19 protein-coding genes are annotated in these 22,548 nt (G+C 71.2%); 13 read left to right on the top strand and 6 right to left on the bottom strand.

Annotated elements, in window-relative coordinates:
• Positions 1–293 precede the first annotated feature (293 nt).
• The 3 genes from ABEB00_RS03600 to ABEB00_RS03590 all read right to left on the bottom strand — a co-directional run bounded on the left by ABEB00_RS03600 (position 294) and on the right by ABEB00_RS03590 (position 3,055).
• Positions 294–1,451, bottom strand: coding sequence for an NADH:flavin oxidoreductase (locus tag ABEB00_RS03600; RefSeq protein ID WP_345617369.1), 1,158 nt, complete (start codon positions 1,449–1,451; stop codon positions 294–296).
• A complete protein-coding gene (locus tag ABEB00_RS03595; RefSeq protein ID WP_345617368.1) occupies positions 1,448–2,101 on the bottom strand; it encodes an NADPH-dependent F420 reductase in 654 nt (217 codons plus the stop codon). Before ABEB00_RS03595 ends, ABEB00_RS03600 begins: the two co-directional genes overlap by 4 nt.
• Positions 2,102–2,191: 90 nt before the next feature.
• A complete protein-coding gene (locus ABEB00_RS03590) occupies positions 2,192–3,055 on the bottom strand; it encodes a helix-turn-helix transcriptional regulator (RefSeq protein ID WP_345617366.1) in 864 nt (287 codons plus the stop codon).
• Positions 3,056–3,259: 204 nt separating this feature from the next.
• Between ABEB00_RS03590 and ABEB00_RS03585 the strand changes: the two genes are divergently transcribed.
• Positions 3,260–3,721: a nuclear transport factor 2 family protein gene (locus tag ABEB00_RS03585; RefSeq protein WP_345617365.1), complete on the top strand. Its 462-nt coding sequence runs from the start codon at positions 3,260–3,262 to the stop codon at positions 3,719–3,721.
• 26 nt (positions 3,722–3,747) lie between these two features.
• Positions 3,748–4,347: a flavin reductase family protein gene (locus tag ABEB00_RS03580; RefSeq protein ID WP_345617364.1), complete on the top strand. Its 600-nt coding sequence runs from the start codon at positions 3,748–3,750 to the stop codon at positions 4,345–4,347.
• Positions 4,348–4,372: 25 nt separating this feature from the next.
• Here the strand turns inward: ABEB00_RS03580 and ABEB00_RS03575 are convergent, their stop codons facing one another.
• Positions 4,373–6,766, bottom strand: coding sequence for an MFS transporter (locus tag ABEB00_RS03575; RefSeq protein WP_345617363.1), 2,394 nt, complete (start codon positions 6,764–6,766; stop codon positions 4,373–4,375).
• A gap of 148 nt (positions 6,767–6,914) precedes the next feature.
• Complete coding sequence (locus ABEB00_RS03570; RefSeq protein ID WP_345617362.1) at positions 6,915–7,358, bottom strand: SRPBCC family protein; 444 nt, start codon at positions 7,356–7,358, stop codon at positions 6,915–6,917.
• A gap of 182 nt (positions 7,359–7,540) precedes the next feature.
• On the opposite strand from ABEB00_RS03570, the gene ABEB00_RS03565 reads away from it, so the two are divergent.
• Positions 7,541–8,587, top strand: a complete 1,047-nt coding sequence (locus ABEB00_RS03565; protein WP_345617361.1) for an Rv2578c family radical SAM protein — start codon at positions 7,541–7,543, stop codon at positions 8,585–8,587.
• Positions 8,588–8,871: 284 nt separating this feature from the next.
• Positions 8,872–10,449, top strand: a complete 1,578-nt coding sequence (locus ABEB00_RS03560; RefSeq protein ID WP_345617360.1) for an alpha/beta hydrolase — start codon at positions 8,872–8,874, stop codon at positions 10,447–10,449.
• Positions 10,450–10,516: 67 nt separating this feature from the next.
• Here the strand turns inward: ABEB00_RS03560 and ABEB00_RS03555 are convergent, their stop codons facing one another.
• Complete coding sequence (locus ABEB00_RS03555; RefSeq protein WP_345617359.1) at positions 10,517–11,092, bottom strand: adenylosuccinate lyase; 576 nt, start codon at positions 11,090–11,092, stop codon at positions 10,517–10,519.
• A 389-nt stretch (positions 11,093–11,481) separates the two neighbouring features.
• Here ABEB00_RS03555 and ABEB00_RS03550 point away from each other — a divergent pair, with 389 nt between their 5' ends.
• The 9 genes from ABEB00_RS03550 to pssA all read left to right on the top strand — a co-directional run bounded on the left by ABEB00_RS03550 (position 11,482) and on the right by pssA (position 22,432).
• Positions 11,482–13,287, top strand: coding sequence for a 3-hydroxyacyl-CoA dehydrogenase family protein (locus ABEB00_RS03550; protein WP_345617358.1), 1,806 nt, complete (start codon positions 11,482–11,484; stop codon positions 13,285–13,287).
• A 139-nt stretch (positions 13,288–13,426) separates the two neighbouring features.
• The gene (locus tag ABEB00_RS03545; RefSeq protein ID WP_345617357.1) at positions 13,427–14,239 is read left to right on the top strand and encodes a TetR family transcriptional regulator; all 813 of its coding nucleotides are present in this window, start codon (positions 13,427–13,429) and stop codon (positions 14,237–14,239) included.
• 424 nt (positions 14,240–14,663) lie between these two features.
• The gene (gene ccrA, locus ABEB00_RS03540; RefSeq protein WP_345617514.1) at positions 14,664–16,001 is read left to right on the top strand and encodes a crotonyl-CoA carboxylase/reductase; all 1,338 of its coding nucleotides are present in this window, start codon (positions 14,664–14,666) and stop codon (positions 15,999–16,001) included.
• 20 nt (positions 16,002–16,021) lie between these two features.
• Positions 16,022–18,049 (top strand): protein meaA, encoded by a 2,028-nt coding sequence (locus ABEB00_RS03535; protein WP_345617356.1) that lies wholly within the window; start codon positions 16,022–16,024, stop codon positions 18,047–18,049.
• Positions 18,046–19,011, top strand: coding sequence for an HpcH/HpaI aldolase/citrate lyase family protein (locus ABEB00_RS03530; RefSeq protein WP_345617355.1), 966 nt, complete (start codon positions 18,046–18,048; stop codon positions 19,009–19,011). The genes ABEB00_RS03535 and ABEB00_RS03530 overlap by 4 nt, the downstream gene beginning before the upstream one ends.
• Before the next feature lie 5 nt (positions 19,012–19,016).
• Positions 19,017–19,532: a MaoC family dehydratase gene (locus ABEB00_RS03525; RefSeq protein WP_345617353.1), complete on the top strand. Its 516-nt coding sequence runs from the start codon at positions 19,017–19,019 to the stop codon at positions 19,530–19,532.
• Positions 19,532–20,767 (top strand): acyl-CoA dehydrogenase family protein, encoded by a 1,236-nt coding sequence (locus ABEB00_RS03520; protein WP_345617352.1) that lies wholly within the window; start codon positions 19,532–19,534, stop codon positions 20,765–20,767. The genes ABEB00_RS03525 and ABEB00_RS03520 overlap by 1 nt, the downstream gene beginning before the upstream one ends.
• A 173-nt stretch (positions 20,768–20,940) precedes the next feature.
• Positions 20,941–21,597, top strand: a complete 657-nt coding sequence (locus tag ABEB00_RS03515; protein WP_345617513.1) for a phosphatidylserine decarboxylase — start codon at positions 20,941–20,943, stop codon at positions 21,595–21,597.
• A gap of 22 nt (positions 21,598–21,619) precedes the next feature.
• A complete protein-coding gene (pssA, locus tag ABEB00_RS03510) occupies positions 21,620–22,432 on the top strand; it encodes a CDP-diacylglycerol--serine O-phosphatidyltransferase (protein WP_345617512.1) in 813 nt (270 codons plus the stop codon).
• The last annotated feature ends 116 nt before the right edge of the window (positions 22,433–22,548 follow it).

The following is a 22,548-nucleotide window of genomic DNA, read 5'->3' as shown; positions in this document are numbered from 1 at the left end:
CTTTGGCATGCACCCTCCAGTAGATCTCCCGCTGGTGTAACCGGTGTGTGCATCGATGACTATCCGGGAGGCGCGGAGGGATGTCCAGAGCGTAATTCTGATGTCATCGCGCATACTGGTGGTGGGAAAAATAGGAATGCCTGGAGTGCGGAATGCCTGGCGACAAGGCACAGGGGGTTCGCGCCCTCTGTGGCGGCGGCGTTCCCCTTGGCCGGCCCGACCCGGGTCCCAGGCGTGCGCGCGGACACAGAAAGCCTGGGCCGCTCCCCCGGGAGCGGCCCAGACGTGTTCCGTCAGTACAAGGTGGCGAGCATGTCCGCGGCGAAGGGAACCAGGTCACGGGCCTGCCCCGCTCGCATCTTGCTCGGCCAGGCGGGGTCCGCGATCAGCGCCCTGCCCAGTGCGACCAGATCGAACTCGCCCTGCGCCAGCCGTGCGGTCACCTCGGTGACGTCACCGACCCCGGCGCCCTTGCCGTCCAGGTAGGTGAGGAAGTCACTGTCCTTCAGGCCCACTGAGCCCACCGTGATGGCCGGCTTGCCGGTGACCCTCTTGGACCACCCGGCCAGATTCACCTCGCTTCCCGCGAACGCCGGCTCCCAGAACCGGCGGGTGGAGGCATGGAACATGTCCACTCCCGCCTCGACGAACGGCAGCAGCAGCGCCTCCAGTTCCGCCGGTGTGTCGGCGAGCCGCGCGCTGTAGTGACCGACCTTCCACTGAGAGAAACGCAGGATGATCGGGAAGGAGGGGCCCACCGCCTCCCGGCAGGCCCGCACCACTTCCACGCCGAAGCGCACGCGGGCCTGGGCGCTGCCTCCGTAGGCGTCGGTGCGCCGATTGGTCACCGGCCACAGGAACTGGTCGATGAGGTATCCGTGCGCGGCGTGCAGTTCGATGGCGTCGAACCCCGCTCTGCGCGCGTCGGCGGCCGTCCGGGCGTACGCGGCGACGGTGCCGTCGATGTCGTCCCGCGTCATGACCCGGCCCAGCGGCGGCGCCTCGGGCCGGGAGGGGTCCGCACCGGAAGGGCTCTCCAGCTCGAATCCCCGGGGAAGGATCGTGCCGACCCGCTCGGCGCCCATGCCCCACAGCAGTGGGTCGAGCCCGGCGTGCATGAGCTGCGCCGCGATCCGGCCGCCCTCCGCGTGCACCGCCTCCACCACGGCTGACCAGCCGGCCAGCGCGTCCCGGCCATGGAGGCGGGGAACCGACTCACGCCGCTCGGCGGCGACGTGCCCGATGGCGGCGCCCTCGGTGATGATCAGCCCCACCCCGTTGCGCGCCCGGCGCGCGTAGTACGCCGCCACCTCCGGTCCCGGGACGCCGCCCGAGGACAGCTCGCGGGTCATGGGCGCCATGACAATGCGGTTGTCCAGCGTCAGGGAACCCACGGTGAGCGGCTCGAAGAGAGCTTCGGCCGAACCCGGTATGTTCTCGTCCGTGCTCATACGCTGAGGCCTGCGGCCGTCCGCAGGTCCGCAGGCGTGAACATGTGCGGGAAGAGCGGGCCGCCCGGGTCGAGCGGGGCGGAATCGTCGAGCCCCCCGAGATCCACGGGAGTGAACCCGGCGTCGAGTATCAGGCCGCGCACGGTGTCCTTGGCATCGGTGTCGTCGCCGGCGTAAGCCATGCCCCAGAAGTGCCTCTGCTGTGTGCCGCGGGACCAGAGCAGTTCGTCCATGACGTGCGTGAAGGCACGGACGATCGTCGTGTCGGGAAGCGACTTGGAGGCGTGCCTGCCCTGGGTGAGCCCCGGGCCCAGGGTGGAGATGATGTGACCGTCGTCGGAGAGACCCATGGGGTTCGTGGCATCGATGACCAGCTTGCCGGCCAGGGAGTTCCCGACACTCTCCAGGAGCTCCGGCCACGCCGGGTGGGGAACGGACAGCAACAGAACGTCGTTCGTCTCCGCGGTCTCGAAGAGCCCGGCCGTCCGGGCCTCGGGGCAGGAACCGGCGACGAACTCGGAAAGACGCTCCGGGTTGCGGGATCCGAAGGTCATCCGATGCCCCGCCGCCGACCAGTGACGCCCGATGGGGCGGCCGATACTGCCCGCTCCGAGGATCCCGATGCGCAGGGGGGTGGTGGCTGTCGACATGCTGAGTGCTCCTTCAGTAAGTGAGTGCCGGGAATACGGTGTACGCGCAAGCCCGGTCGTGAGGTGAGGGGCAGCGGGAGCGGCCGGATGTCAGCTCGCCACCAGCTCCAGACCCGCCTCCTGGGCGTGCGGCATGGGCGTGTAGAGCATCAGACGCAGGTCGGGGTTCTCGAGCAGCCACAGGATCAGGTGCTCGTAGCGGGCGCCCTGCTGACCCTTCACGCGTACTCGTACGCGCGTCCTGGCCGCGTTGCACGTCTCGTGGCGCGCCCAGAGATCGGCGAACGCCTCGTCGGCACGGCAGAGTTCCTGCGCCAGCATGTCGAAGCGGGCGTCCCCGGGGAAGCGCGCCCCCTGGACGCGGAACTGGCCCACCAGCCGGGCGGCCATGTTGTCCCAGTCCGGAAAACGGACGCGCGCCGACGGTTCCGTGAAGAAGGCGGTGAGGTAGTTCTGACCGTGACCCGGAACGCCGAGCAGCGACCGCGCTTTGCTGTTGGCGACCAGGACGTTCCAGTAGCGGTCGATGACGAAGGCCGGAGCGGGAAGCCAGCCGTCGACGACCGGCTGCAGTCGCTGTGTCTCCTTCGGGGCGGCGCTCCGCGACGCGGGCTGTGGCGGGTTGGTGCCCGCCAGCCGGTACAGGTGCACTCGTTCGGTGTCGTCGAGCCGCAGGGCGTGACTGATCGCATCCAGCACGCTGTCCGAGACCTTGATATCCCTCCCCTGTTCAAGCCACGTGTACCAAGAGGCGCTTACGCCGGCGAGGACCGCGACCTCTTCGCGCCGCAGCCCGGGGGTGTGCCGCCGGCCGGTGGCCAGCAACCCGACATCGTCGGGTGAAAGCCGTGCTCGGCGGGACCGCAGGAAGTGCCGAAGCGCCTCGCGCTGCCTTCCGGAACTGTCAACCACTGATTCTTTCACCACTCGAATGACGCTAGACAGGTGCCTCATCCAGTGTCAAACCTTTGGGAAGGTTTTTTACGTTCAGTCACGCTGCGTGAGATCCACACCCGGTCGGCACCCCCGTGACCGCCCGCCAGACCTGGTGTCACCACCACCACCCTCCCCGCCCACAGGAGAAGTTCGCTCTGGCAGGGGAGCCGCGGATCCGCGAATACTCCACCCACAACAGCCGCCGAGAAGGAGATCTCCGCCGTGACCGATCAGCATCTGCGCGACCGCCACGACATCGTCGAACTGTGCACCCGCATGGGATGGCACCTCGACCACTGCCAGTGGGACCGGCTGACAGACCTGTTCACCGACGACATCCGCCTCGACTACACCAGCCTCAACGGTGGCGAGCCGGTCGTCCTGTCGCGCAAGGACGTCATCGCGAAGTGGCGCGGCAACCGGGAGGGCCTCGCCGCCACTCAGCACCTGATCTCCAACCAGTTGGTCGAAGTCGACGGCGACAGGGCGGCGGCCACCGCCATGTTCCAGGCGACCCACCTGCTGCCGAACCAGCTCGGCGGCCCGCTGTGGACACTGGCGGGCGAGTACCGCTACGGCCTGCTGCGCACGCCCGACGGCTGGCGCATCGAGGCCCTGACCATGTCCGTCATCTGGGCCGAGGGGAATCGCAACATCAGGGACCTCGCCGTACAAGCAGACTGACCACCCGGATCAGCGAAGGGAGTCCCATGGCCAACCTGACGGCTGCCACCGCGCAGCACGCCGCGGACAGCCACCCCCTGAGGCGACCGCCGCCGCCGCGGGCCGATCCATTCGTCTTCCGCCGCGTCCTGGGTCACTTCCCCACCGGGGTCGTCGTGGTCACCGCCCTACACGAGGACACCCCCGTCGGATTCGCGGTCGGATCGTTCGCATCGGTGTCGCTCGACCCTCCCATGGTCGGCTTCTTCCCCGCCAAGGCCTCGACCACATGGCCACGTATCCAGCAGGCCGGCGCCTTCGTGGTCAACGTCCTCGGCGACCACCAGCGCGAGATATGTCAGGCCTTCGCCACCAGCGGAGGCGACAAGTTCCGTGCCGTGCCCTGGCACCGGGCCGGAAACGGGGCACCGGTCATTCACGGCGCCAGCGCCTGGATCGAGTGCGACATCGGCACGGTCACCGAAGCGGGCGACCACTGGTTCGTTCTCGGGCGGGTACGCGACCTCGCCGTCGGCAACGACTGCGGCCCCCTGCTCTTCTTCCAGGGCCGGTACGCCAGCCTGGCCGGCCGGCCGGGCCACGAGGGACGTCCGGGTGGCGAGACCGGTGGGACACCGGGCCCCTGAAAGCGTCGCTGACTCCCGCACCCCGTCAGTCCTCGTGCCCGAGTTGCAGGTCGCGCTCGGTGCGGCCGCCGCCGGCGACCTGGAGCACGGTGGCGACCGGCGGGTAGCCCGCGGCGATCACGGTGTACTCGCCGGAGGACAGGTCGATGAACCGGAAGGTGCCGTCGGCGCCGGTGGTGAGGGTGTCGACCACGTTGCCGGCGGCGTCCAGCAGGGTCACGCGCGCGTCCTCGACGGGCCGTCCGCCGCCGGCCCGCACGGTGCCCTTGAGCACGGCCCCGCCGGCCAGCTCGATGTCCTGCCGGGTCTCCCGGGACGCCTGGACGGTGACCGGGAGCGCGGCCGGGCGGAACGCGGGCGCGCTGCCGGCCAGGGTGTACTCGCCGGCCACCAGCTCGGCGATGACGTACCCGCCCTCCCGGCCGCTGCGGGTGGCGGCCACCACCTCGCCGTGGACGTTGGTGAGGGTGACGACGGCGTCCCGGACGGGGCTGCCGTCGGCGGTGAGCACGCTGCCGGCGAGGCGGCCGGCGCCGCCGAGGACGACGTCCAGTTCGACGGGCCGCTCGCCCACCGTGACGGAGACGGCCTGCGGCTGGTGACCGCCCGCGGCGGCGATCAGGACGTAGGCTCCCACGCCCGGCGTGGCCAGCGCGTAGCGGCCGTCGTCGCCGCTGGCGCCGCGGCCGATCTGCTGTCCGGCGGCGTCGATGAGGGTGAGCGCGGCGCGGGGTACGACCGTGCCGTCGTGGTGCTGGACCGTGCCGCAGACGGGGACGCCGCCGTGGAAGGCCGTGCGGGCGTGCGGGATCGGGGTGGTGCCCGGGTCGGTCCCGGGCGCGGGCGCGTGGGGCGGGGCTGCGTGGTTCAACAGCGGAGTCTCCTTGAGGAAGAGGGCGAGCACGAGGCCGAGGACGAGCACCGGCACCAGGTACAGGAAGATCCGCGGCATGGCGTCGGCGTACGCCTGGACGTAGGCGTCGCGCAGCGCCGGCGGCAGGGCGTGGACGAGTTGCGGGGTGACGGCCTCCGGGTCGGGCAGCCCGGCGCCGGCGGGCAGGCGCTCGGCGAGGGCGTCGGTGAGCCGCCCGGCGAAGAGGGTGCCGAAGACCGCGGCGCCGACGCTGCCGCCGATCTGCCGGAAGTAGGTGTTGGCGCTGGTGGCGGTGCCCAGGTCGGCGGGGCGTACGGAGTTCTGCACGGCGAGGACGAGGACGGGCATCACCATGCCGATACCGGCGCCGAGGAGCGCCATCCAGAGGCTGTAGTGCAGGCGGGGCGTGTCGGCGTCGAGGTGGGAGAGCAGCCACATGCCGACCACCGAGAACACCCCGCCGAGGAGGGGGTGGAGGCGGTAGCGCCCGGTGCGGCTGATGAGCTGCCCGGCGATGATCGAGGCGCCGACGATGCCGCCCATCATCGGCAGCATCAGCAGGCCGGACTCGGTGGCGGAGGCGCCGTCGACCATCTGCAGGAAGGTGGGCAGGTAGCTGGCGGCGCCGAACAGGGCGACGCCGACCACGAGGCCGATCAGGCCGGTGACGTTGAAGACGGAGTCGCGGAACAGCCGTAGCGGGATGAGGGGTTCGGCGGCGAAGCGTTCGGCGATGAGGAAGAGCACGGTGGCCGCCAGCGCGCCGGCGCCGAGCCCGAGGACGACCCGTGAGTCCCAGGCGTACTCGGTGCCGCCCCAGCTCGTCAGCAGCACCGCGCAGGTGGAGGCGGTGGCCAGCAGCAGCGCGCCGGGCAGGTCGAGGCGGGCCTTGGCGCGCGGCCTGGGCAGCTTGAGGACGACGGCGACGACGGCCATGGTCAGCAGGCCGAAGGGCACGTTGAAGTAGAAGCACCAGCGCCAGGAGAGGTGGTCGGTGAAGTAGCCGCCGAGCAGCGGGCCGGCGACGGAGGCGAGGCCGAACGCGCCGCCGATCAGGCCCATGAACCGGGCGCGCTGCCGGGGCGGCACGATGTCGGCGATGATCGCCTGGACGCCGATCATGAGGCCGCCCGCGCCGACGCCCTGCACGGCCCGGTAGGCGATGAGCTGGTCCATGGTCTGCGCCCGGCCGGCCAGTGCCGAGCCGATGACGAAGACGAGGATCGCGAACTGGAAGACGCCCTTGCGGCCGTAGAGGTCGCCGAGCTTGCCGTAGATCGGCAGTCCGACGGTGGAGGTGAGCAGGTAGGCGGTCACCGCCCAGGACATCCGGTCCAGGCCGTGCAGCTCACCGACGATTCTCGGCAGCGCGGTGGCGACGATCATCTGTTCCAGGGCGGCGAGCAGCAGCGCCAGCATCAGTCCGCAGAAGACCAGCCGGACCCGGCGGGGGCTCAGCGCGGCGGCCGGCTCCGGGCCGGGCGCCGGGACGTCCGGGGGCGCGGCCGCGGCCGGCTCGTCCTTCACCAGGGTGACTCCGCCCACGTACCGCTCCGCTCGTCGCACTGCCTGACAACCCGCGCCAAGCGACAACTGCGAACGCGTACGCCGGGTTACGGCGTCCCGCGCGGACGTGTGGAGATCACCCGAACCGGTGAGGGCGGCCAACAGCCGCCCCCGGTACGGGCGTTGGCTACTTCTCGACCTCGGCGGCGAGCCGGGTGAGCACGGCGTCGTAGATCCGGGCGAGGCCCTTGGGCGCGAAGGTCCGCTCGAAGAAGCCGCCGATGCCGCCGGCGCCGTTCCACACCGTGGTCACGACGGCGCGGGACCTGCCCTCGCCCGCCGGGGTGACCCGCCAGGTGGTGACCATGGAGGAGTCGCGGTCCTTCTCGACCAGCTCGCCGTCGGAGGGCTCGGTCACCTCCAGCAGGCAGTCGCGGACACGCTTGCTGGTGGCCTGGAGCTTCCAGTGGACGAGGGTGCCCTCGCCGTCGCCGCCCTCGCGGACCTCGTACTCGCTGAACTGCTCGGGCAGCAGCTTCGCGCGGGTGCCGCTGTAGTCGGCGAGCGCGTCGAACACCGTCTCCGCGTCCGCGGCGACGATCCGCTCGGTCGTGGCCTCGACCTGCGCCATCGGTTTCCTCCAGGGCTGGTTCCTCGGGGTCGGGGCAAGCCAACCACCCCGCCGCCCGGCCACCAAATCCAGGGTCGCGCGCCGGGCGCGAGGAGTGGTCAGCGCCGACGTTCCGGAGCGCGCCCGCACGATCAAGGGAACGTGTGTTCTATTCTGTGGTCCGGTACTACCGAGGAGGCGTCATGCGCTGGGACAACCTCACCGACCCGGACACCGGCACCGGGCCCGGCCGGGCGGCGGACGCCGCGCTGTTCGGCGCGGACGCGGTGACGACCCGCACCTTCGACACCCCCGAGTTCCGCGGGATCACCTTCCACGAGGTGCGGGCCCGTTCGATCGTGAACCGGGTGCCGGGCGCCTCGCGCATGCCGTTCGAGTGGACGGTGAACCCCTACCGGGGCTGTTCGCACGCGTGTGTGTACTGCTTCGCCCGCAAGACCCACAGTTATCTGGACCTCGACACGGGCCTCGGTTTCGACAGCCAGATCGTGGTGAAGGTGAACGCGGCCGAACTGCTGCGCCGCCGGCTGGCCGCGCCGGGCTGGCGGGGCGAGCACCTCGCGATGGGCACCAACGTGGACTGCTATCAGCGGGCCGAAGGACGGTACCGCCTGATGCCGGGCATCATCGACGCCCTCACGGAGTACGCCAACCCCTTCTCGATCCTCACCAAGGGGACGCTGATCCTGCGCGACCTCGACCTGCTGACGCGGGCGGCGCGGGTGACGGAGGTCGGCATCTCCGTCTCGGTCGGCTTCACCGATCCCGCCCTGTGGCGGACCGTCGAGCCGGGCACCCCCGCGCCGGAGCGCCGCCTGGACGTCGTACGGACCCTGGCCGGACAGGGCATCGGGTGCGGGGTGCTGATGGCCCCGGTGATCCCGTTCCTGAGCGACGAGCCGGCCCGGCTGCGCGACACGGTCCGGGCGATCGCCGCCGCCGGGGCCACCTCCGTCACGCCGCTGGTGCTCCATCTTCGGCCCGGCGCGCGGGAGTGGTTCATGGCCTGGCTGGGGCAGCACCATCCGCACCTGGTGCGCCGCTACGAGCGGCTGTACGCCGAGGGCGCCTACGCCCCGAAGTGGTACCAGCGCCGGATCACCCGCCAGGTGCACGACCTGGCCCGGGAGTACGGGATCGGGCCGGAGCGGGCGGGCGCCGCCCGGAACGTCCCGCGGCCGGTCCGGGCCCCGGAGGAGGCGGGACCGACTCAGCTCTCGCTCCTCTGAGAGAGGGGGACCGAGAGACCGGGAGCGACAGTCCGGGAGCGGCGGACCGGGAGCGGGCGCCCGGCGGCCTCCAGGGGCCGGCCCAGCGGCCGGCGCGAGTGCGTCGGCGGGCGTGCACCGGTGGGCGTGCATCGGTGCGCGTGCGTCGGCGGGCGTTCGAGGGCAACGAGCGGCCCAACCGGGTCACATTCCGGCGGAGCGTGTTCCTCCCCGGGTGTTCGCCGGGACGATCCCGCCGGGACCCCGACCGCGCGGTCCGCAGCCCGCAGCCCCGGGAGGGCCCCATGAGACCACGCGCAGCGGTGCTGTGCGGCGCCGCCGCCGTCCTGGCGGGGGCGTTCACCGCCGTCCCGGCCGACGCGAGCGCGCCGCGTGCGGGGGGCGGGGCGCCCGCCGCGCTCCTGGAGTGGCGGAAGTGCGCCACGGCCGAGCATCCGACGCTCCAGTGCGCGTCCCTGCCGGTGCCGCTCGACCACGACCGTCCCGGGGGCCGACGGATCACGCTGGCGCTCTCCCGAATCCCGCACACCGCCCGGACCTTCCAGGGGCCGCTGCTGGTCAACCCCGGCGGGCCCGGCGGCAGCGGGCTGCGGCTGGCCGGTTTCGTGGCGTCGTCGCTGCCGAAGAAGGTGGCCACGCAGTACGACGTCGTCGGCTTCGACCCGCGCGGCGTGGGCGCGAGCAGGCCCGCCCTGAACTGCCGGCCGGGCCACTTCGCGCCGGTGCGCCCCGACTCCCTGCCGCACACACCCGCCGTCGAGCGGGCCAACCTCACGCGGGCGAGGTCCTTCGCCGCCGCCTGCGGCAGGAAGTACGCCGGTGTGCTGCCGCATCTCGACACGGTGAGCGCCGCGCGGGACATCGACGCGATCCGCGCGGCGCTGGGCGCGGAACGGATCAACTACTTCGGCTACTCGTACGGCACCTATCTCGGCGCGGTCTACGCGCGGCTCCACCCGGAGCGGGTACGCCGCCTGGTGCTGGACTCCGTGGTCGATCCGACCGAGGTCTGGTACGGGGCCAACCTCCGCCAGGACCTCGCCTTCAACGACCGCCACCGCGCCTTCCTCGCCTGGGTCGCGAAGCACGACGGGGCCTACCGGCTGGGCCGGGACCCGGAGCGGGTCGAGGCCGCCTGGTACGCGATGCGGGCGGCGCTGGCGAAGCGGCCGGCGGGCGGGGCGGTGGGCGCCGCCGAGCTGGAGGACACCTTCGTGCCGGGCGGCTACTACCACGGCTACTGGCCCTACCTCGCCGCGGCGTTCGCCGCGTACGTCGCCGACCGGGACGCCGGGCCGCTGGTCGAGGCGTACCGGAACTTCGGGGCCGTCGACGCGGCGGACGAGAACGGCTACAGCGTCTACGCGGCGGTGCAGTGCCGGGACGCGAGGTGGCCGCGCGACGGGGACGACTGGCGCGAGGACAACTGGGACGCGTACGAGAAGGCGCCCTTCATGACGTGGAACAACGCCTGGTACAACGCGCCGTGCGCGTTCTGGCCGGCGCGGCCGCGCCGTCCGGTGGACGTGACCAACCGCGTGCTGCCGCCCGCGCTGCTCTTCCAGGCCACGGACGACGCCGCCACCCCCTACGAGGGCGGTGCCACGCTCCACCGCGCGCTGCGCGGCTCCCGCCTGGTGGTGGAGGAGGGCGGCGGCAACCACGGCATCACGCTGAGCGGGAACGCCTGTCTGGACGGGCATCTGACCGCCTACCTGGCCGACGGCACCCTGCCGCCCGCCGGGCCCGCGGCCGACGCGGTCTGCCCGGCCCTGCCCGCCCCCGGCCCCCTCCGCGCCAAGGCCGCCGCCACCACGTCCCGCGGCGCGGTCCTGCACGGTCTGCTGGGCTTCCGCGGCTGACGACCGGCCCCGGCGGCGGGCGTGGTCGGCCCCGTCGTCCACGAGGGGCGCGTGAGCGGGCGGTGGCTCACTTCGGGCGGGGCAGGCGGGACAGGGCCCGTACCGCCGCCTGTGCCAGGGCCGGGTGGGCGAGGGCCTCGTCGAGGACGGGTCGGGCCCGGGCGTCGCCGAGGGCGCCCAGGCCCTCCACGCAGGCCAGTGCCACCCGGCGGTAGGGGTCGTGCGGGGTGAGGCGGCGGCGGAGCGTGGTGATCAGCGCGGGGACGGATTCCGGGGCGCGCAGTTCGGTCAGGAGCCGGACCGGGTGCAGGGCGTAGGCGACGCGGAGTTCGTTGGTGGCGAGGGCGGCGGCGGCGCGGGCGGTGCGGGGGTCGCCGAGGCGGGCCAGGGCGCGGGCGGCGGTGGCGCAGCGCGGCGGGTCACGGTGGTTGAGCAGCAGCACGAGCGCCTCGAAGGCGCGCCGGTCCCCCGCCGTCCCCAGCTTGAACGCGGCCAGTTCCCGGGCCCACAGCGGCTGTCCGGGCTCGATGAGGACCGCGGCCAGTTCCTCGGCGTCCTTGGTGGCCACGAGACGCTCGTGCGCCACGGAGCCCCCCGCCTCCGCCCGTGAACGCTCCGTGAGCGACCGCAACTCTTCGTCCATGACACGAGGTTAGAGGCGTTGCCGGCCATCGGGGGCGTACCTGGTCAAGACAAGGGGCTGGCGCGCTCGTTACCCGCGGGTTAAGCTCAATCGAGCGAGTCACCCACTCGTGTTCTCCCGCGGCGGTCTGGTGACGCGGCCGCCTCGGGAGCAGATGATCCGGTACGCGAGTACCGCAGTGCGATCCGGTCCCGGGACAGGGCCGGCCGGTTCTCCGCCGCCGTGCGGGCGTGTGCGCGCCCCGGTCACGACGGCATCGCCACCGGGCGTGTGCGCGAGTCAGCCCGGCGACAACACCCGCACCTCTTTTCCTCCTTCACGCCCCCGGTGCGCCGCTCGGCGCACCGGGGCGCCTGTCCCGTCGTCACCCTCATTCCTGGAGTCCCTCGATGGCCGCTCCCCGCTCCGAAACCCCTCTCTCCGCCCTGCGGACCGTCGCCGTGGTCGGCCTCGGCACCATGGGCGCCGGTATCGCCGAAGTGCTGGCCCGGGCCGGCCGCACGGTCGTCGGCGTCGACATCGACGCGGCCCAGGCCGCTCGGGCCGTCGCCGCGCTGGAGACCTCCACCGCCCGTGCCGTCGAGCGCGGGCGCCTGACCGAACCGGAGCGCGCGGAGGTCCTCGCGAGGCTGAGCACCTCCACCGATCTGCGGGCCGCGGCCGACGCCGACCTGGTGATCGAGGTGGCGCCGGAGACGTACGAGGTCAAGCAGCGCATCTTCCGCGAGCTGGACGGGATCGTGCGCCCGGAGACGATCCTGGCGACCGGCACCAACGCGCTCTCCGTGACCCGGCTGGCCGCCGACTCCGCCCGCCCGGAACGGGTGCTGGGCCTGCACTTCTTCAATCCGGCGCCGGCGATGAAGCTGGTGGAGGTGGTCTCCTCGGTGCTGACCGCGCCCGCCGCCGTCGGCGCCGTCACCGACCTCGCCCTCGACCTCGGCAAGGAGCCCGTCGCGGTCGGCGACCGGCCCGGATTCGTCGCCGACGGCCTGCTGTTCGGCTACCTCAACCAGGCCGCGGCGATGTACGAGGCGCGCTATGCCTCCCGTGAGGACATCGACGCGGCGATGCGTCTCGGCTGCGGGCTGCCGATGGGCCCGCTGGCCCTGCTCGACCTGATCGGCGTGGACACCGCGCGCACCGTCCTGGAGGCCATGTACACCGAGTCCCGGGACCGGCTGCACGCCCCGGCGCCGATCCTCAAGCAGCTCAGCGAGGCGGGCCTGACCGGCCGCAAGGCGGGGCGCGGCTTCTACACCTACGAGGCACCGGACAGCGCGGTCGTGGTGCCGGACGCGCTGACCCCGCGGCGGAGCGACTCCCCGGTGCCCGGCCGCCCGGTCCGCTCGGTGGGGGTGGCCGGTTCGGGCACCATGGCCTCCGGGATCGCCGAGGTCTTCGCCAAGGCCGGGTACGAGGTGGTCCTCGCCGCCCGCAGCGAGGAGAAGGCCGAGACGGCCAAGGCCCGGATCGGCAAGTCCCTGGCGCGCTCGGTGGACAAGGGGCGGCTGACCGCCGAGGCGGCCGCGCAGACCCTGGACCGGATCACGGCGACCGGGAGCTACGAGGACTTCGCCGACGTGGACCTGGCGGTGGAGGCGGTCGCCGAGGACCTGGAGGTCAAGCGGCAGCTCTTCGCCGCCCTGGACAAGGTCTGCAAGTCCGGCGCGGTGCTCGCCACCACCACCTCCTCGCTGCCGGTCGTCGCCTGCGCCCGCGCCACCTCGCGTCCGCAGGACGTGATCGGCATGCACTTCTTCAACCCCGCGCCGGCCATGAAGCTGGTCGAGGTGGTGCGTACGGTGCTGACCGCCGACGACGTCCACGCCACCGTCCGCGAGGTCTGCGCCAAGGTCCGCAAGCACGCCGTGGACTGCGGTGACCGGGCCGGGTTCATCGTGAACGCGCTGCTGTTCCCGTACCTGAACAACGCGGTGAAGATGGTGCAGGAGCACTACGCGACGCTCGACGACATCGACGCGGCGATGAAGCTCGGCGGCGGCTATCCGATGGGCCCCTTCGAACTGCTCGACGTGGTCGGCCTCGATGTGTCGCTGGCCATCGAGAAGGTGCTGCACCGTGAGTTCCGCGACCCGGGGCTGGCCCCGGCGCCGCTCCTGGAGCACCTGGTGGCCGCGGGCTGCCTCGGCCGCAAGACGGGCCGCGGCTTCCGCGAATATGCCCGGCGCTGATCCCCGCCCCGGCGACTGGTTCCGGCCCGGTGCGGACTGGGGCGGACTGCTCGACCCGGCGGACCCTCCCCCGCCCTCCCGGGGCGGGGGAACCCCAGGTCGCGCGCACCGAGCCGCCCGAATGCAGTACGTTCGAGTCATGCCCCAGCCCGCCAGGTCCCCACGTACCCCAGCCGCGTCCGACGCGCCGGAGAGCGCCGCCGGCGGCCGTGCCGCCGCCCAGCGGCTGAAAATGCGCCGGGAGCTGGCGGCGGCCGCGATGGAGCTGTTCGCGACCAAGGGGTACGAGGCGACCACCGTGGACGAGATCGCGGCCGCCGCCGGGGTGGCGCGCCGCACCTTCTTCCGCCACTTCCGTTCCAAGGAAGAGGCGATCTTCCCCGACCACGACGACACCCTGGTGCGCGCGGAGGCGGTGCTCAACGCCGCGCCCGCGCACGAGCACCCGCTGGACACGGTGTGCCGGGGCATCAAGGAGGTCATGAAGATGTACGCGGCCCACCCGGACATCTCGGTGGCCCGCTACAAGCTCACGCGTGAGGTGCCCACCCTGCGCGAGGCGGAGATCGCGTCGGTGGCCCGCTACGAGCGCCTGTTCACCCGCTACCTCCTCGGCCACTTCGACGAGCACGCGCACGACGACGACGCCAACGACGACCCGCTGCTGGCCGAGGTCGCCGCCTCCGCGGTGGTCACCGCCCACAACCACGTCCTGCGGCGCTGGCTGCGGGCCGGTGGCCAGGGCGACGTGGAGGCCCAGCTCGACCACGCCTTCGCCATCGTGCGCAGGACCTTCGGTTCGGGCATCGGCGCCGGGCGCAGCGGTACGGCAGCGCAGCGGGCCTCGGCGACGGCCACCGCCCAGGGCGAGGTGCTGGTGACCGTCGCCCGCACCGACGCCCCGCTGCACGAGGTGATGCGCACCATCGAGCAGGCGCTCAAGGAGCGCTGAGGCACTCCACCCACCTCCCCGCACCTCCCCCGGGCGCCTTCGGCCGCCTGCCTCTCCTGTGACGACGGCCACCCACCGGGTGGCCGTTTTTGCATGCCTACGTTCCTTTTCGACCGGACCTGGAGAGGCGTTCGATCGATCATCGCTCATCTGTTACGTAAAGATTTCATCTGAGCCCAGTTTCTGGCACCCAGTGCCTTGCGGGGTGACACGCAGTGTCATACGTTGAACGTGTCCGGGCTGTCCCCGCAGGCCACACCCCGCGCGTCCGGACGCCTGCGTCACAGGCAACCTCCCGCGCCACCCGCGCAGCCGCACCCGCCTCAGCCGCCGAACCGGCGGCGACCCACCCGACCCTCAGCACCGACGTAGCCCTCAGCGCCCCTCCCTCAGGGCGCTCACCGCCGGAGGCAATACCGTGACCGTGAAGGACATCCTGGACGCGATCCAGTCGCCCGACGCAAGCCCGGCCGACATCGCCGCCCTGCCGCTCCCCGAGTCGTACCGCGCGATCACCGTGCACAAGGACGAGACGGAGATGTTCGCGGGCCTCGAAACCCGCGACAAGGACCCCCGCAAGTCGATCCACCTGGACGACGTCCCGGTGCCCGAACTGGGCCCGGGCGAGGCCCTGGTGGCCGTGATGGCCTCCTCGGTCAACTACAACTCGGTCTGGACGTCGATCTTCGAGCCGCTGTCCACCTTCGGCTTCCTGGAGCGCTACGGCCGGGTCAGCGAACTGACCAGGCGGCACGACCTCCCGTACCACGTCATCGGCTCCGACCTGGCGGGCGTGGTGCTGCGCACCGGCCCCGGCGTCAACTCCTGGCAGCCGGGCGACGAGGTCGTCGCGCACTGCCTGAGCGTGGAACTGGAGTCGTCCGACGGCCACAACGACACGATGCTCGACCCGGAGCAGCGCATCTGGGGGTTCGAGACGAACTTCGGCGGCCTCGCCGAGATCGCGCTGGTCAAGTCCAACCAGCTCATGCCGAAGCCCGGCCACCTGAGCTGGGAGGAGGCCGCCGCCCCGGGGCTGGTCAACTCCACCGCCTACCGGCAGCTCGTCTCCCGCAACGGCGCCCAGATGAAGCAGGGCGACAACGTCCTGATCTGGGGCGCGAGCGGCGGACTCGGCTCCTACGCCACGCAGTTCGCGCTGGCCGGCGGCGCCACCCCGATCTGCGTGGTCTCCAGCGAGCGGAAGGCCGAGATCTGCCGCCGAATGGGCGCCGAGCTGATCATCGACCGCTCCGCCGAGGACTTCCGGTTCTGGAAGGACGAACACACCCAGGACCCCAGGGAGTGGAAGCGGCTGGGCAAGCGCATCCGCGAACTGACCGGCGGCGAGGACGTCGACATCGTCTTCGAGCACCCGGGCCGCGAGACCTTCGGCGCCTCCGTCTACGTCACCCGCAAGGGCGGCACCATCGTCACCTGCGCCTCCACCTCCGGCTACGACCACGCCTACGACAACCGCTACCTGTGGATGTCGCTGAAGCGGATCATCGGCTCCCACTTCGCCAACTACCGGGAGGCGTGGGAGGCCAACCGGCTGATCGCCAAGGGCAAGATCCACCCGACCCTGTCCCGGGTGTACTCCCTGGAGGAGACCGGACAGGCCGCGTACGACGTTCACCGCAACCGCCATCAGGGCAAGGTGGGAGTGCTCTGCCTCGCTCCCGAGGAGGGCCTGGGCGTGCGCGACGAGGAGCTGCGCGCCCAGCACGTCGACGCCATCAACCGCTTCCGGAACGTCTGAAAACGTCTGAGGTCGAAGAGATGAGCGAACGTCAGAAAGACCGGCCGTGGCTGATGCGCACGTATGCCGGTCACTCCACGGCCGAGGCCTCCAACGAGTTGTACCGGCGCAATCTCGCCAAGGGGCAGACGGGTCTGTCGGTGGCGTTCGACCTGCCGACGCAGACCGGTTACGACTCCGACCACATCCTCGCCCGCGGCGAGGTCGGCCGGGTCGGGGTGCCGGTCGCGCACCTCGGTGACATGCGCCGGCTGTTCCAGGACATTCCGCTGGAGCAGATGAACACCTCGATGACCATCAACGCCACGGCCATGTGGCTGCTGGCGCTCTACCAGGTGGTCGCCGAGGAGCAGGGCGCCGACCTCACCCGGCTCAGCGGCACCACCCAGAACGACATCGTCAAGGAGTACCTGTCCCGCGGGACGCACGTCTTCCCGCCGGGGCCCTCCCTCCGGCTGACCACCGACATGATCGCGTACACGGTCTCCCACCTGCCGAGGTGGAACCCGATCAACATCTGCAGCTACCACCTCCAGGAGGCGGGCGCCACGCCGGTCCAGGAGATCGCGTACGCGATGTCCACGGCGATCGCGGTGCTGGACGCCGTCCGCGACTCCGGCCAGGTGCCGGCCGAGCGCATGGGCGACGTGGTCGGCCGTATCTCCTTCTTCGTGAACGCGGGCGTCCGCTTCGTCGAGGAGATGTGCAAGATGCGGGCGTTCGGCCGCATCTGGGACCGCGTCACCCGGGAGCGGTACGGCATCGAGGACCCCAAGCACCGCCGCTTCCGCTACGGCGTCCAGGTCAACTCGCTCGGCCTGACCGAGGCGCAGCCGGAGAACAATGTCCAGCGGATCGTCCTGGAGATGCTCGCCGTCACCCTCTCCAAGGACGCCCGCGCCCGGGCCGTACAGCTCCCGGCCTGGAACGAGGCGCTGGGCCTGCCCCGCCCCTGGGACCAGCAGTGGTCGCTGCGCATCCAGCAGGTGCTGGCGTACGAGAGCGACCTGCTGGAGTACGACGACCTCTTCGAGGGCTCGAAGGTGGTCGAGGCGAAGGTGGCGCAGCTCGTCGCGGACTCCTTCGCCGAGATGGACCGGATCGAGGAGATGGGCGGCGCGCTGGCGGCCGTCGAGTCCGGCTACCTCAAGGCGCGGCTGGTCTCCTCGCACGCCGAGCGGCGGGCCCGGATCGAGTCCGGCGAGGAGAAGATCGTCGGCGTCAACGCCTTCGAGGGCAGCGAGCCCAGTCCGCTCACCGCCGACCTGGACACCGCCGTGCAGACGGTGGACCCGGAGGTGGAGGCGCGGGTCGTCGGCGCGCTCCAGCACTGGCGCGACACCCGCTACCAGCCGCCGTTCAACCACCCGCGCCCCTGCAAGGCGCTGGAGCGGCTGAAGGAGGCCGCCAAGGGCACCGGGAACCTGATGGAGGCCACCCTGGAGTGCGCCCGGGCCGGCGCCACCACCGGCGAGTGGGCCGGGGCCCTGCGCGAGGTGTTCGGCGAGTTCCGGGCGCCCACGGGGGTGTCGTCGGCGCCGGTCGCGGTCGCCGCCGAGCAGGGCTCGGCGCTGGCGGAGATCCGGCGCGCGGTGGAGCTGACGGCGCGCGACCTCGGCGTCGGCAGACTGCGCTTCCTGGTCGGCAAGCCGGGCCTGGACGGGCACTCCAACGGCGCCGAGCAGATCGCGGTGCGCGCCCGGGACGCCGGCTTCGAGGTGGTGTACCAGGGCATCCGGCTCACCCCCGAGCAGATCGTGGACGCCGCCCTGGCCGAGGACGTGCACGCGGTGGGCCTGTCCATCCTGTCCGGTTCGCACGCGCGGCTCGTCCCGGACGTGCTGGACCGGCTGCGTGTGGCCGGTGCCACAGAGGTACCGGTGATCGTCGGTGGCATCATCCCAAGCGGTGACGCCGAACGGCTGCGGGCCGCCGGAGTGGCCGCGGTCTTCACCCCGAAGGACTTCGACATCACCGGCATCATCGGCCGGATCGTGGACGAGATCCGGAAAGCGAACAAGCTCGACCCCCTGGAGGTTCCCGCATGACGAAGCCCGTCGACCGACTGCGCCCCCGCCGTTCCTGTCTGGCCGTGCCCGGCTCGAACCCCCGCTTCCTGGAGAAGGCCCAGGGCCTCGCCGCCGACCAGGTCTTCCTCGACCTGGAGGACGCCTGCGCGCCGCTGGCCAAACCGGAGGCCCGGCACACCGTCGTCAAGTTCCTGAACGAGGGCGACTGGACGGGCAAGACCCGGGTGGTGCGCGTGAACGACTGGACGACCGAGTGGACGTACCGGGACGTCGTCACGGTCGTGGAGGGCGCCGGCCCGAACCTGGACTGCATCATGCTGCCCAAGGTCCAGGACGCCCAGCAGGTCGTCGCCCTGGACCTGCTGCTCACCCAGATCGAGAAGACGATGGGCTTCGAGGTCGGCCGGATCGGCATCGAGGCGCAGATCGAGAACGCGCGGGGCCTGAACAACGTCAACGCGATCGCCGAGGCGTCCCCGCGCACCGAGACCATCATCTTCGGCCCGGCCGACTTCATGGCCTCCATCAACATGAAGTCCCTGGTCGTCGGCGAGCAGCCGCCCGGCTACTCGGCCGACGCCTACCACTACATCCTGATGAAGATCCTGATGGCGGCCCGCGCCAACGACCTCCAGGCGATCGACGGCCCCTACCTCCAGATCAGGAACGTGGACGGCTTCCGCGAGGTGGCCGGCCGCGCCGCGGCCCTCGGCTTCGACGGCAAGTGGGTGCTGCACCCCGGCCAGGTGGAGGCGGCCAACGAGGTCTTCTCGCCCTCCCAGGAGGACTACGACCACGCCGAGCTGATCCTGGACGCCTACGAGTACTGCACCTCCGAGGCGGGCGGCCGGAAGGGCTCGGCGATGCTCGGCGACGAGATGATCGACGAGGCCAGCCGCAAGATGGCGCTGGTCGTCTCCGGCAAGGGGCGCGCGGCCGGCCTGCGGCGCACCAGCAAGTTCGAGATCCCGGAGGGCTGAGCGCCATGCAGTTCGGACGCACCTACGAGGAGTTCGAGGTCGGCGCGGTCTACAAGCACTGGCCCGGGAAGACGGTCACGGAGTACGACGACCACCTCTTCTGCCTCCTCACCATGAACCACCACCCGCTCCACCTGGACGCCAACTACGCCGAGTCCACGACCGACTTCGGCAAGAACGTGGTGGTGGGGAACTACATCTACTCGCTGCTGCTCGGCATGTCCGTCCCGGACGTCTCCGGCAAGGCGATCGCCAACCTGGAGATCGAGTCGCTCAAGCACGTGGCGCCGACCTTCCACGGCGACACGCTCTACGGCGAGACGACCGTGCTCGACAAGTGGCCCTCCAGGTCGAAGGACGACCGCGGGATCGTGCAGGTGGAGACCAAGGGCTACAAGCAGGACGGCACGCTGGTGTGCGTCTTCCGCCGCAAGGTGATGGTGCCCACCGGGACGTACATCAAGGAGCGCGGTGGCGAACAGCCCGGCCGCCCCCACCTGAGGGAACAGGGGAAGAAGTGATGGCGCGACTCGCCCAGACCGCCGGTCTCACCGACGTCCAGCGGGAGATCCTTGCCACCGTCCGGGACTTCGTCGACAAGGAGATCCTCCCGGTCGCGACCGAACTGGAGCACCGCGACGAGTACCCGCAGGCCATCGTGGACGGACTCCGGGAACTGGGCCTGTTCGGCCTGATGATCCCGGAGGAGTACGGGGGTCTGGGCGAGTCGCTGCTGACCTACGCGCTGTGCGTGGAGGAGATCGCCCGCGGCTGGATGTCGGTGTCCGGCATCATCAACACGCACTTCATCGTGGCGTACATGCTCAAGCAGCACGGCACCCAGGAGCAGCGGGACCACTTCCTGCCGCGGATGGCCACCGGTGACGTCCGGGGCGCGTTCTCGATGTCGGAACCGGGGCTCGGCTCCGACGTGTCGGCGATCACGTCGAAGGCGGTGCGGGTCGACGGGGACGGCTCGGGCGCGGCCGGGAGCGGCGGGGAGTACGCCCTGACCGGCCAGAAGATGTGGCTGACCAACGGCGGCACCTCGTCCCTGGTGGCCGTGCTGGTGCGCAGTGACGAGGGTCACCCGGAGGGCACCGCCCCGCACAAGTCGATGACGACCTTCCTGGTGGAGAAGGAACCCGGGTTCGGCGAGGTCCGCCCCGGCCTGACCATCCCCGGGAAGATCGACAAGATGGGGTACAAGGGCGTCGACACCACCGAGATGATCATGGATGGACTGCGCATTCCGGCCGACCGGGTGCTCGGCGGCACCACCGGCCGGGGTTTTTACCAAATGATGGACGGTGTGGAGGTCGGCCGGGTGAATGTCGCCGCCCGGGGCTGCGGTGTCGCCCAGCGCGCCTTCGAACTCGGCGTGCGATACGCGCAGCAGCGCCACACGTTCGGAAAGCCGATTGCGGGGCACCAGGCTATTGCGTTCAAGCTGGCCGAGATGGCTACCAAGGTGGAGGCGGCGCATGCGATGATGGTGAACGCTGCACGCAAAAAGGACTCAGGGGAACGAAACGACCTGGAAGCGGGGATGGCCAAGTACCTCGCCTCCGAGTACTGCAAAGAGGTCGTGGAGGACGCCTTCCGGATCCACGGCGGCTACGGCTTCTCCAAGGAGTACGAGATCGAGCGCCTCTACCGCGAGGCACCCATGCTGCTGATCGGTGAAGGGACCGCCGAGATCCAGAAAATGATCATCGGTCGCAGGCTGCTCGAAGAGTATCGATTCCAAGGCTAGATGTCCGGATAAGGGGTGTTTTCATGGAGAAGAAGATCACACCCCGTAGGCGTGCTCCGGCCGTCGACTCGGCTTTCTGGCTTACCCAGTTGCGGCCCGGAGCCGCTACGATCGCGAGAAAGCCGCCGTCCCCCGTTTCCGAAGCGCGGCATCATCCGCTACGAAGGTCATCCATGCCCCACAGCCAGACCTCTGCACACCGCGACAGCCTTGCCGGCGTACGCCTCGCGCGCGGAGCATCGCCGTGGCTCCTCCCGACCGTCGCCACCGCGGCCGTCAGCCTGCTGCGTGCCCGTCGCTCCGGTGCCGCCAAGGCCGTCGCCGTTCCCGTCACCGCGCTCGCGGCGGGGATGCTGTGGTTCTTCCGCGACCCGGAGCGCGAGATCACCCAGGGCCGGTTCATCTCGCCGGCCGACGGTGTGGTGCAGAGCATCATGCCGTGGAAGGACGGGCGCACCCGCGTGGCGATCTTCATGAGCCCGCTCAACGTCCACGTGAACCGCGCGCCGCTGGCCGGCACGGTGACCTCGGTCGAGCACCTCCCCGGTGGCTTCGTTCCCGCTTTCAACAAGGAGAGCGAGAACAACGAGCGGGTGGTGTGGCACTTCGACACCGAGCTGGGTGACATCGAGATGATCCAGATCGCCGGTGCGGTGGCTCGCCGCATCGTCCCGTACGTGCCGCAGGGCACCAAGGTCGAGCAGGGTGAGCGAGTCGGACTCATCCGCTTCGGCTCCCGTGTCGACCTCTACCTGCCCGAGGGCGTGGAGGTGGCGGTCGAGGTCGGTCAGAAGACCGTGGCTGGGGTGACTCGAATTGACCGTGGTTGATCCGGATACCAAGACCGGCTGGGTGCCGGAGGCCGACGAGGACGAGGAGGAGATGCCGCTCTCGCTCCGTCTGTCGATAGCGGACACCCTCACTCTCGGCAACGCGACCTGCGGCTTCATGGCGGTGTACTTCACCACCACCGGCATTCTGATCCCGCACCTCCAGGGCAGCCAGGAGTCCGGCATGGCCCGCCACAGCGCGGCCACGACGGTCATCCTGATGCTCTGCGCGGCGGTCTTCGACCTCTTCGACGGCCTGGTGGCACGCAAGCTGCGCAGCTCCCCGATGGGTGCGGAGCTGGACAACCTCTCCGACCTGATCAGCTTCGGCCTGGCGCCGGCGTACTTCGTCCTCGTCTACGGGATGGTCGCCGACGACGCGCACCAGCGGCTGGCGGCGGTCGGGGCGATCGTCGTCCTGCTCGCGGTGGTGCTCAGGCTGGCCAGATTCTCGTGCGTCACCGTCAAGGACGGCACCTTCCAGGGCATGCCGTCGCCGTTCGGCGCGCTGACGATCGTCTCGATCGTGCTGCTGGAGCTGCCCTTCGTGGCGACGGTGCTGGCCATTCTGGGGACGGCGTGGCTGATGGTCAGCCGCGTGGAGTACCCGAAGCCGCGGGGCCGCCTCGCGGTGGCGATGCTCGTCTGGATCGTGCTGTCGATGGGGCTGCTGGCCGGCTGGGCGTTCGAGGCGCCGAGCGGGCAACTGCTGCTCCAGACGGGGTGCGCGCTGCAGCTCGTCATGGGCGCGGTGATCCCCCTGTTCGCCACGGCCCGCCGGGTGAACAACTTCCGTGACAACCGTCGCGAGGCGCGCACGGCGCAGTCGCCGTAACGCCGCCCAGACGTGAGTGAAGGGCCCCGGACCGCAACGGTCCGGGGCCCTTCGCGTGGCCCGGGGGCGGCTCCCCCGCGACGGCAATCGCACCGGCCCGGATCGCTCCCGGTCGG

Origin of the sequence: Streptomyces ziwulingensis, from assembly GCF_039542605.1 — a bacterium.
GTDB lineage: Bacteria > Actinomycetota > Actinomycetes > Streptomycetales > Streptomycetaceae > Streptomyces > Streptomyces ziwulingensis.
This window is presented reverse-complemented; position numbering and strand designations above follow the sequence as displayed.

What these genes read in the sequence shown, in the direction of transcription:
- ABEB00_RS03600 (WP_345617369.1), bottom strand. Translation starts at nt 1,451, where the DNA reads ATGAGCACGGACGAGAACATACCGGGTTCGGCCGAAGCTCTCTTCGAG.
- ABEB00_RS03595 (WP_345617368.1), bottom strand. Translation starts at nt 2,101, where the DNA reads ATGTCGACAGCCACCACCCCCCTGCGCATCGGGATCCTCGGAGCGGGC.
- ABEB00_RS03590 (WP_345617366.1), bottom strand. Translation starts at nt 3,055, where the DNA reads ATGAGGCACCTGTCTAGCGTCATTCGAGTGGTGAAAGAATCAGTGGTT.
- ABEB00_RS03580 (WP_345617364.1), top strand. Translation starts at nt 3,748, where the DNA reads ATGGCCAACCTGACGGCTGCCACCGCGCAGCACGCCGCGGACAGCCAC.
- ABEB00_RS03570 (WP_345617362.1), bottom strand. Translation starts at nt 7,358, where the DNA reads ATGGCGCAGGTCGAGGCCACGACCGAGCGGATCGTCGCCGCGGACGCG.
- ABEB00_RS03565 (WP_345617361.1), top strand. Translation starts at nt 7,541, where the DNA reads ATGCGCTGGGACAACCTCACCGACCCGGACACCGGCACCGGGCCCGGC.
- ABEB00_RS03560 (WP_345617360.1), top strand. Translation starts at nt 8,872, where the DNA reads ATGAGACCACGCGCAGCGGTGCTGTGCGGCGCCGCCGCCGTCCTGGCG.
- ABEB00_RS03555 (WP_345617359.1), bottom strand. Translation starts at nt 11,092, where the DNA reads ATGGACGAAGAGTTGCGGTCGCTCACGGAGCGTTCACGGGCGGAGGCG.
- ABEB00_RS03550 (WP_345617358.1), top strand. Translation starts at nt 11,482, where the DNA reads ATGGCCGCTCCCCGCTCCGAAACCCCTCTCTCCGCCCTGCGGACCGTC.
- ABEB00_RS03545 (WP_345617357.1), top strand. Translation starts at nt 13,427, where the DNA reads ATGCCCCAGCCCGCCAGGTCCCCACGTACCCCAGCCGCGTCCGACGCG.
- ABEB00_RS03535 (WP_345617356.1), top strand. Translation starts at nt 16,022, where the DNA reads ATGAGCGAACGTCAGAAAGACCGGCCGTGGCTGATGCGCACGTATGCC.
- ABEB00_RS03530 (WP_345617355.1), top strand. Translation starts at nt 18,046, where the DNA reads ATGACGAAGCCCGTCGACCGACTGCGCCCCCGCCGTTCCTGTCTGGCC.
- ABEB00_RS03525 (WP_345617353.1), top strand. Translation starts at nt 19,017, where the DNA reads ATGCAGTTCGGACGCACCTACGAGGAGTTCGAGGTCGGCGCGGTCTAC.
- ABEB00_RS03520 (WP_345617352.1), top strand. Translation starts at nt 19,532, where the DNA reads ATGGCGCGACTCGCCCAGACCGCCGGTCTCACCGACGTCCAGCGGGAG.
- ABEB00_RS03515 (WP_345617513.1), top strand. Translation starts at nt 20,941, where the DNA reads ATGCCCCACAGCCAGACCTCTGCACACCGCGACAGCCTTGCCGGCGTA.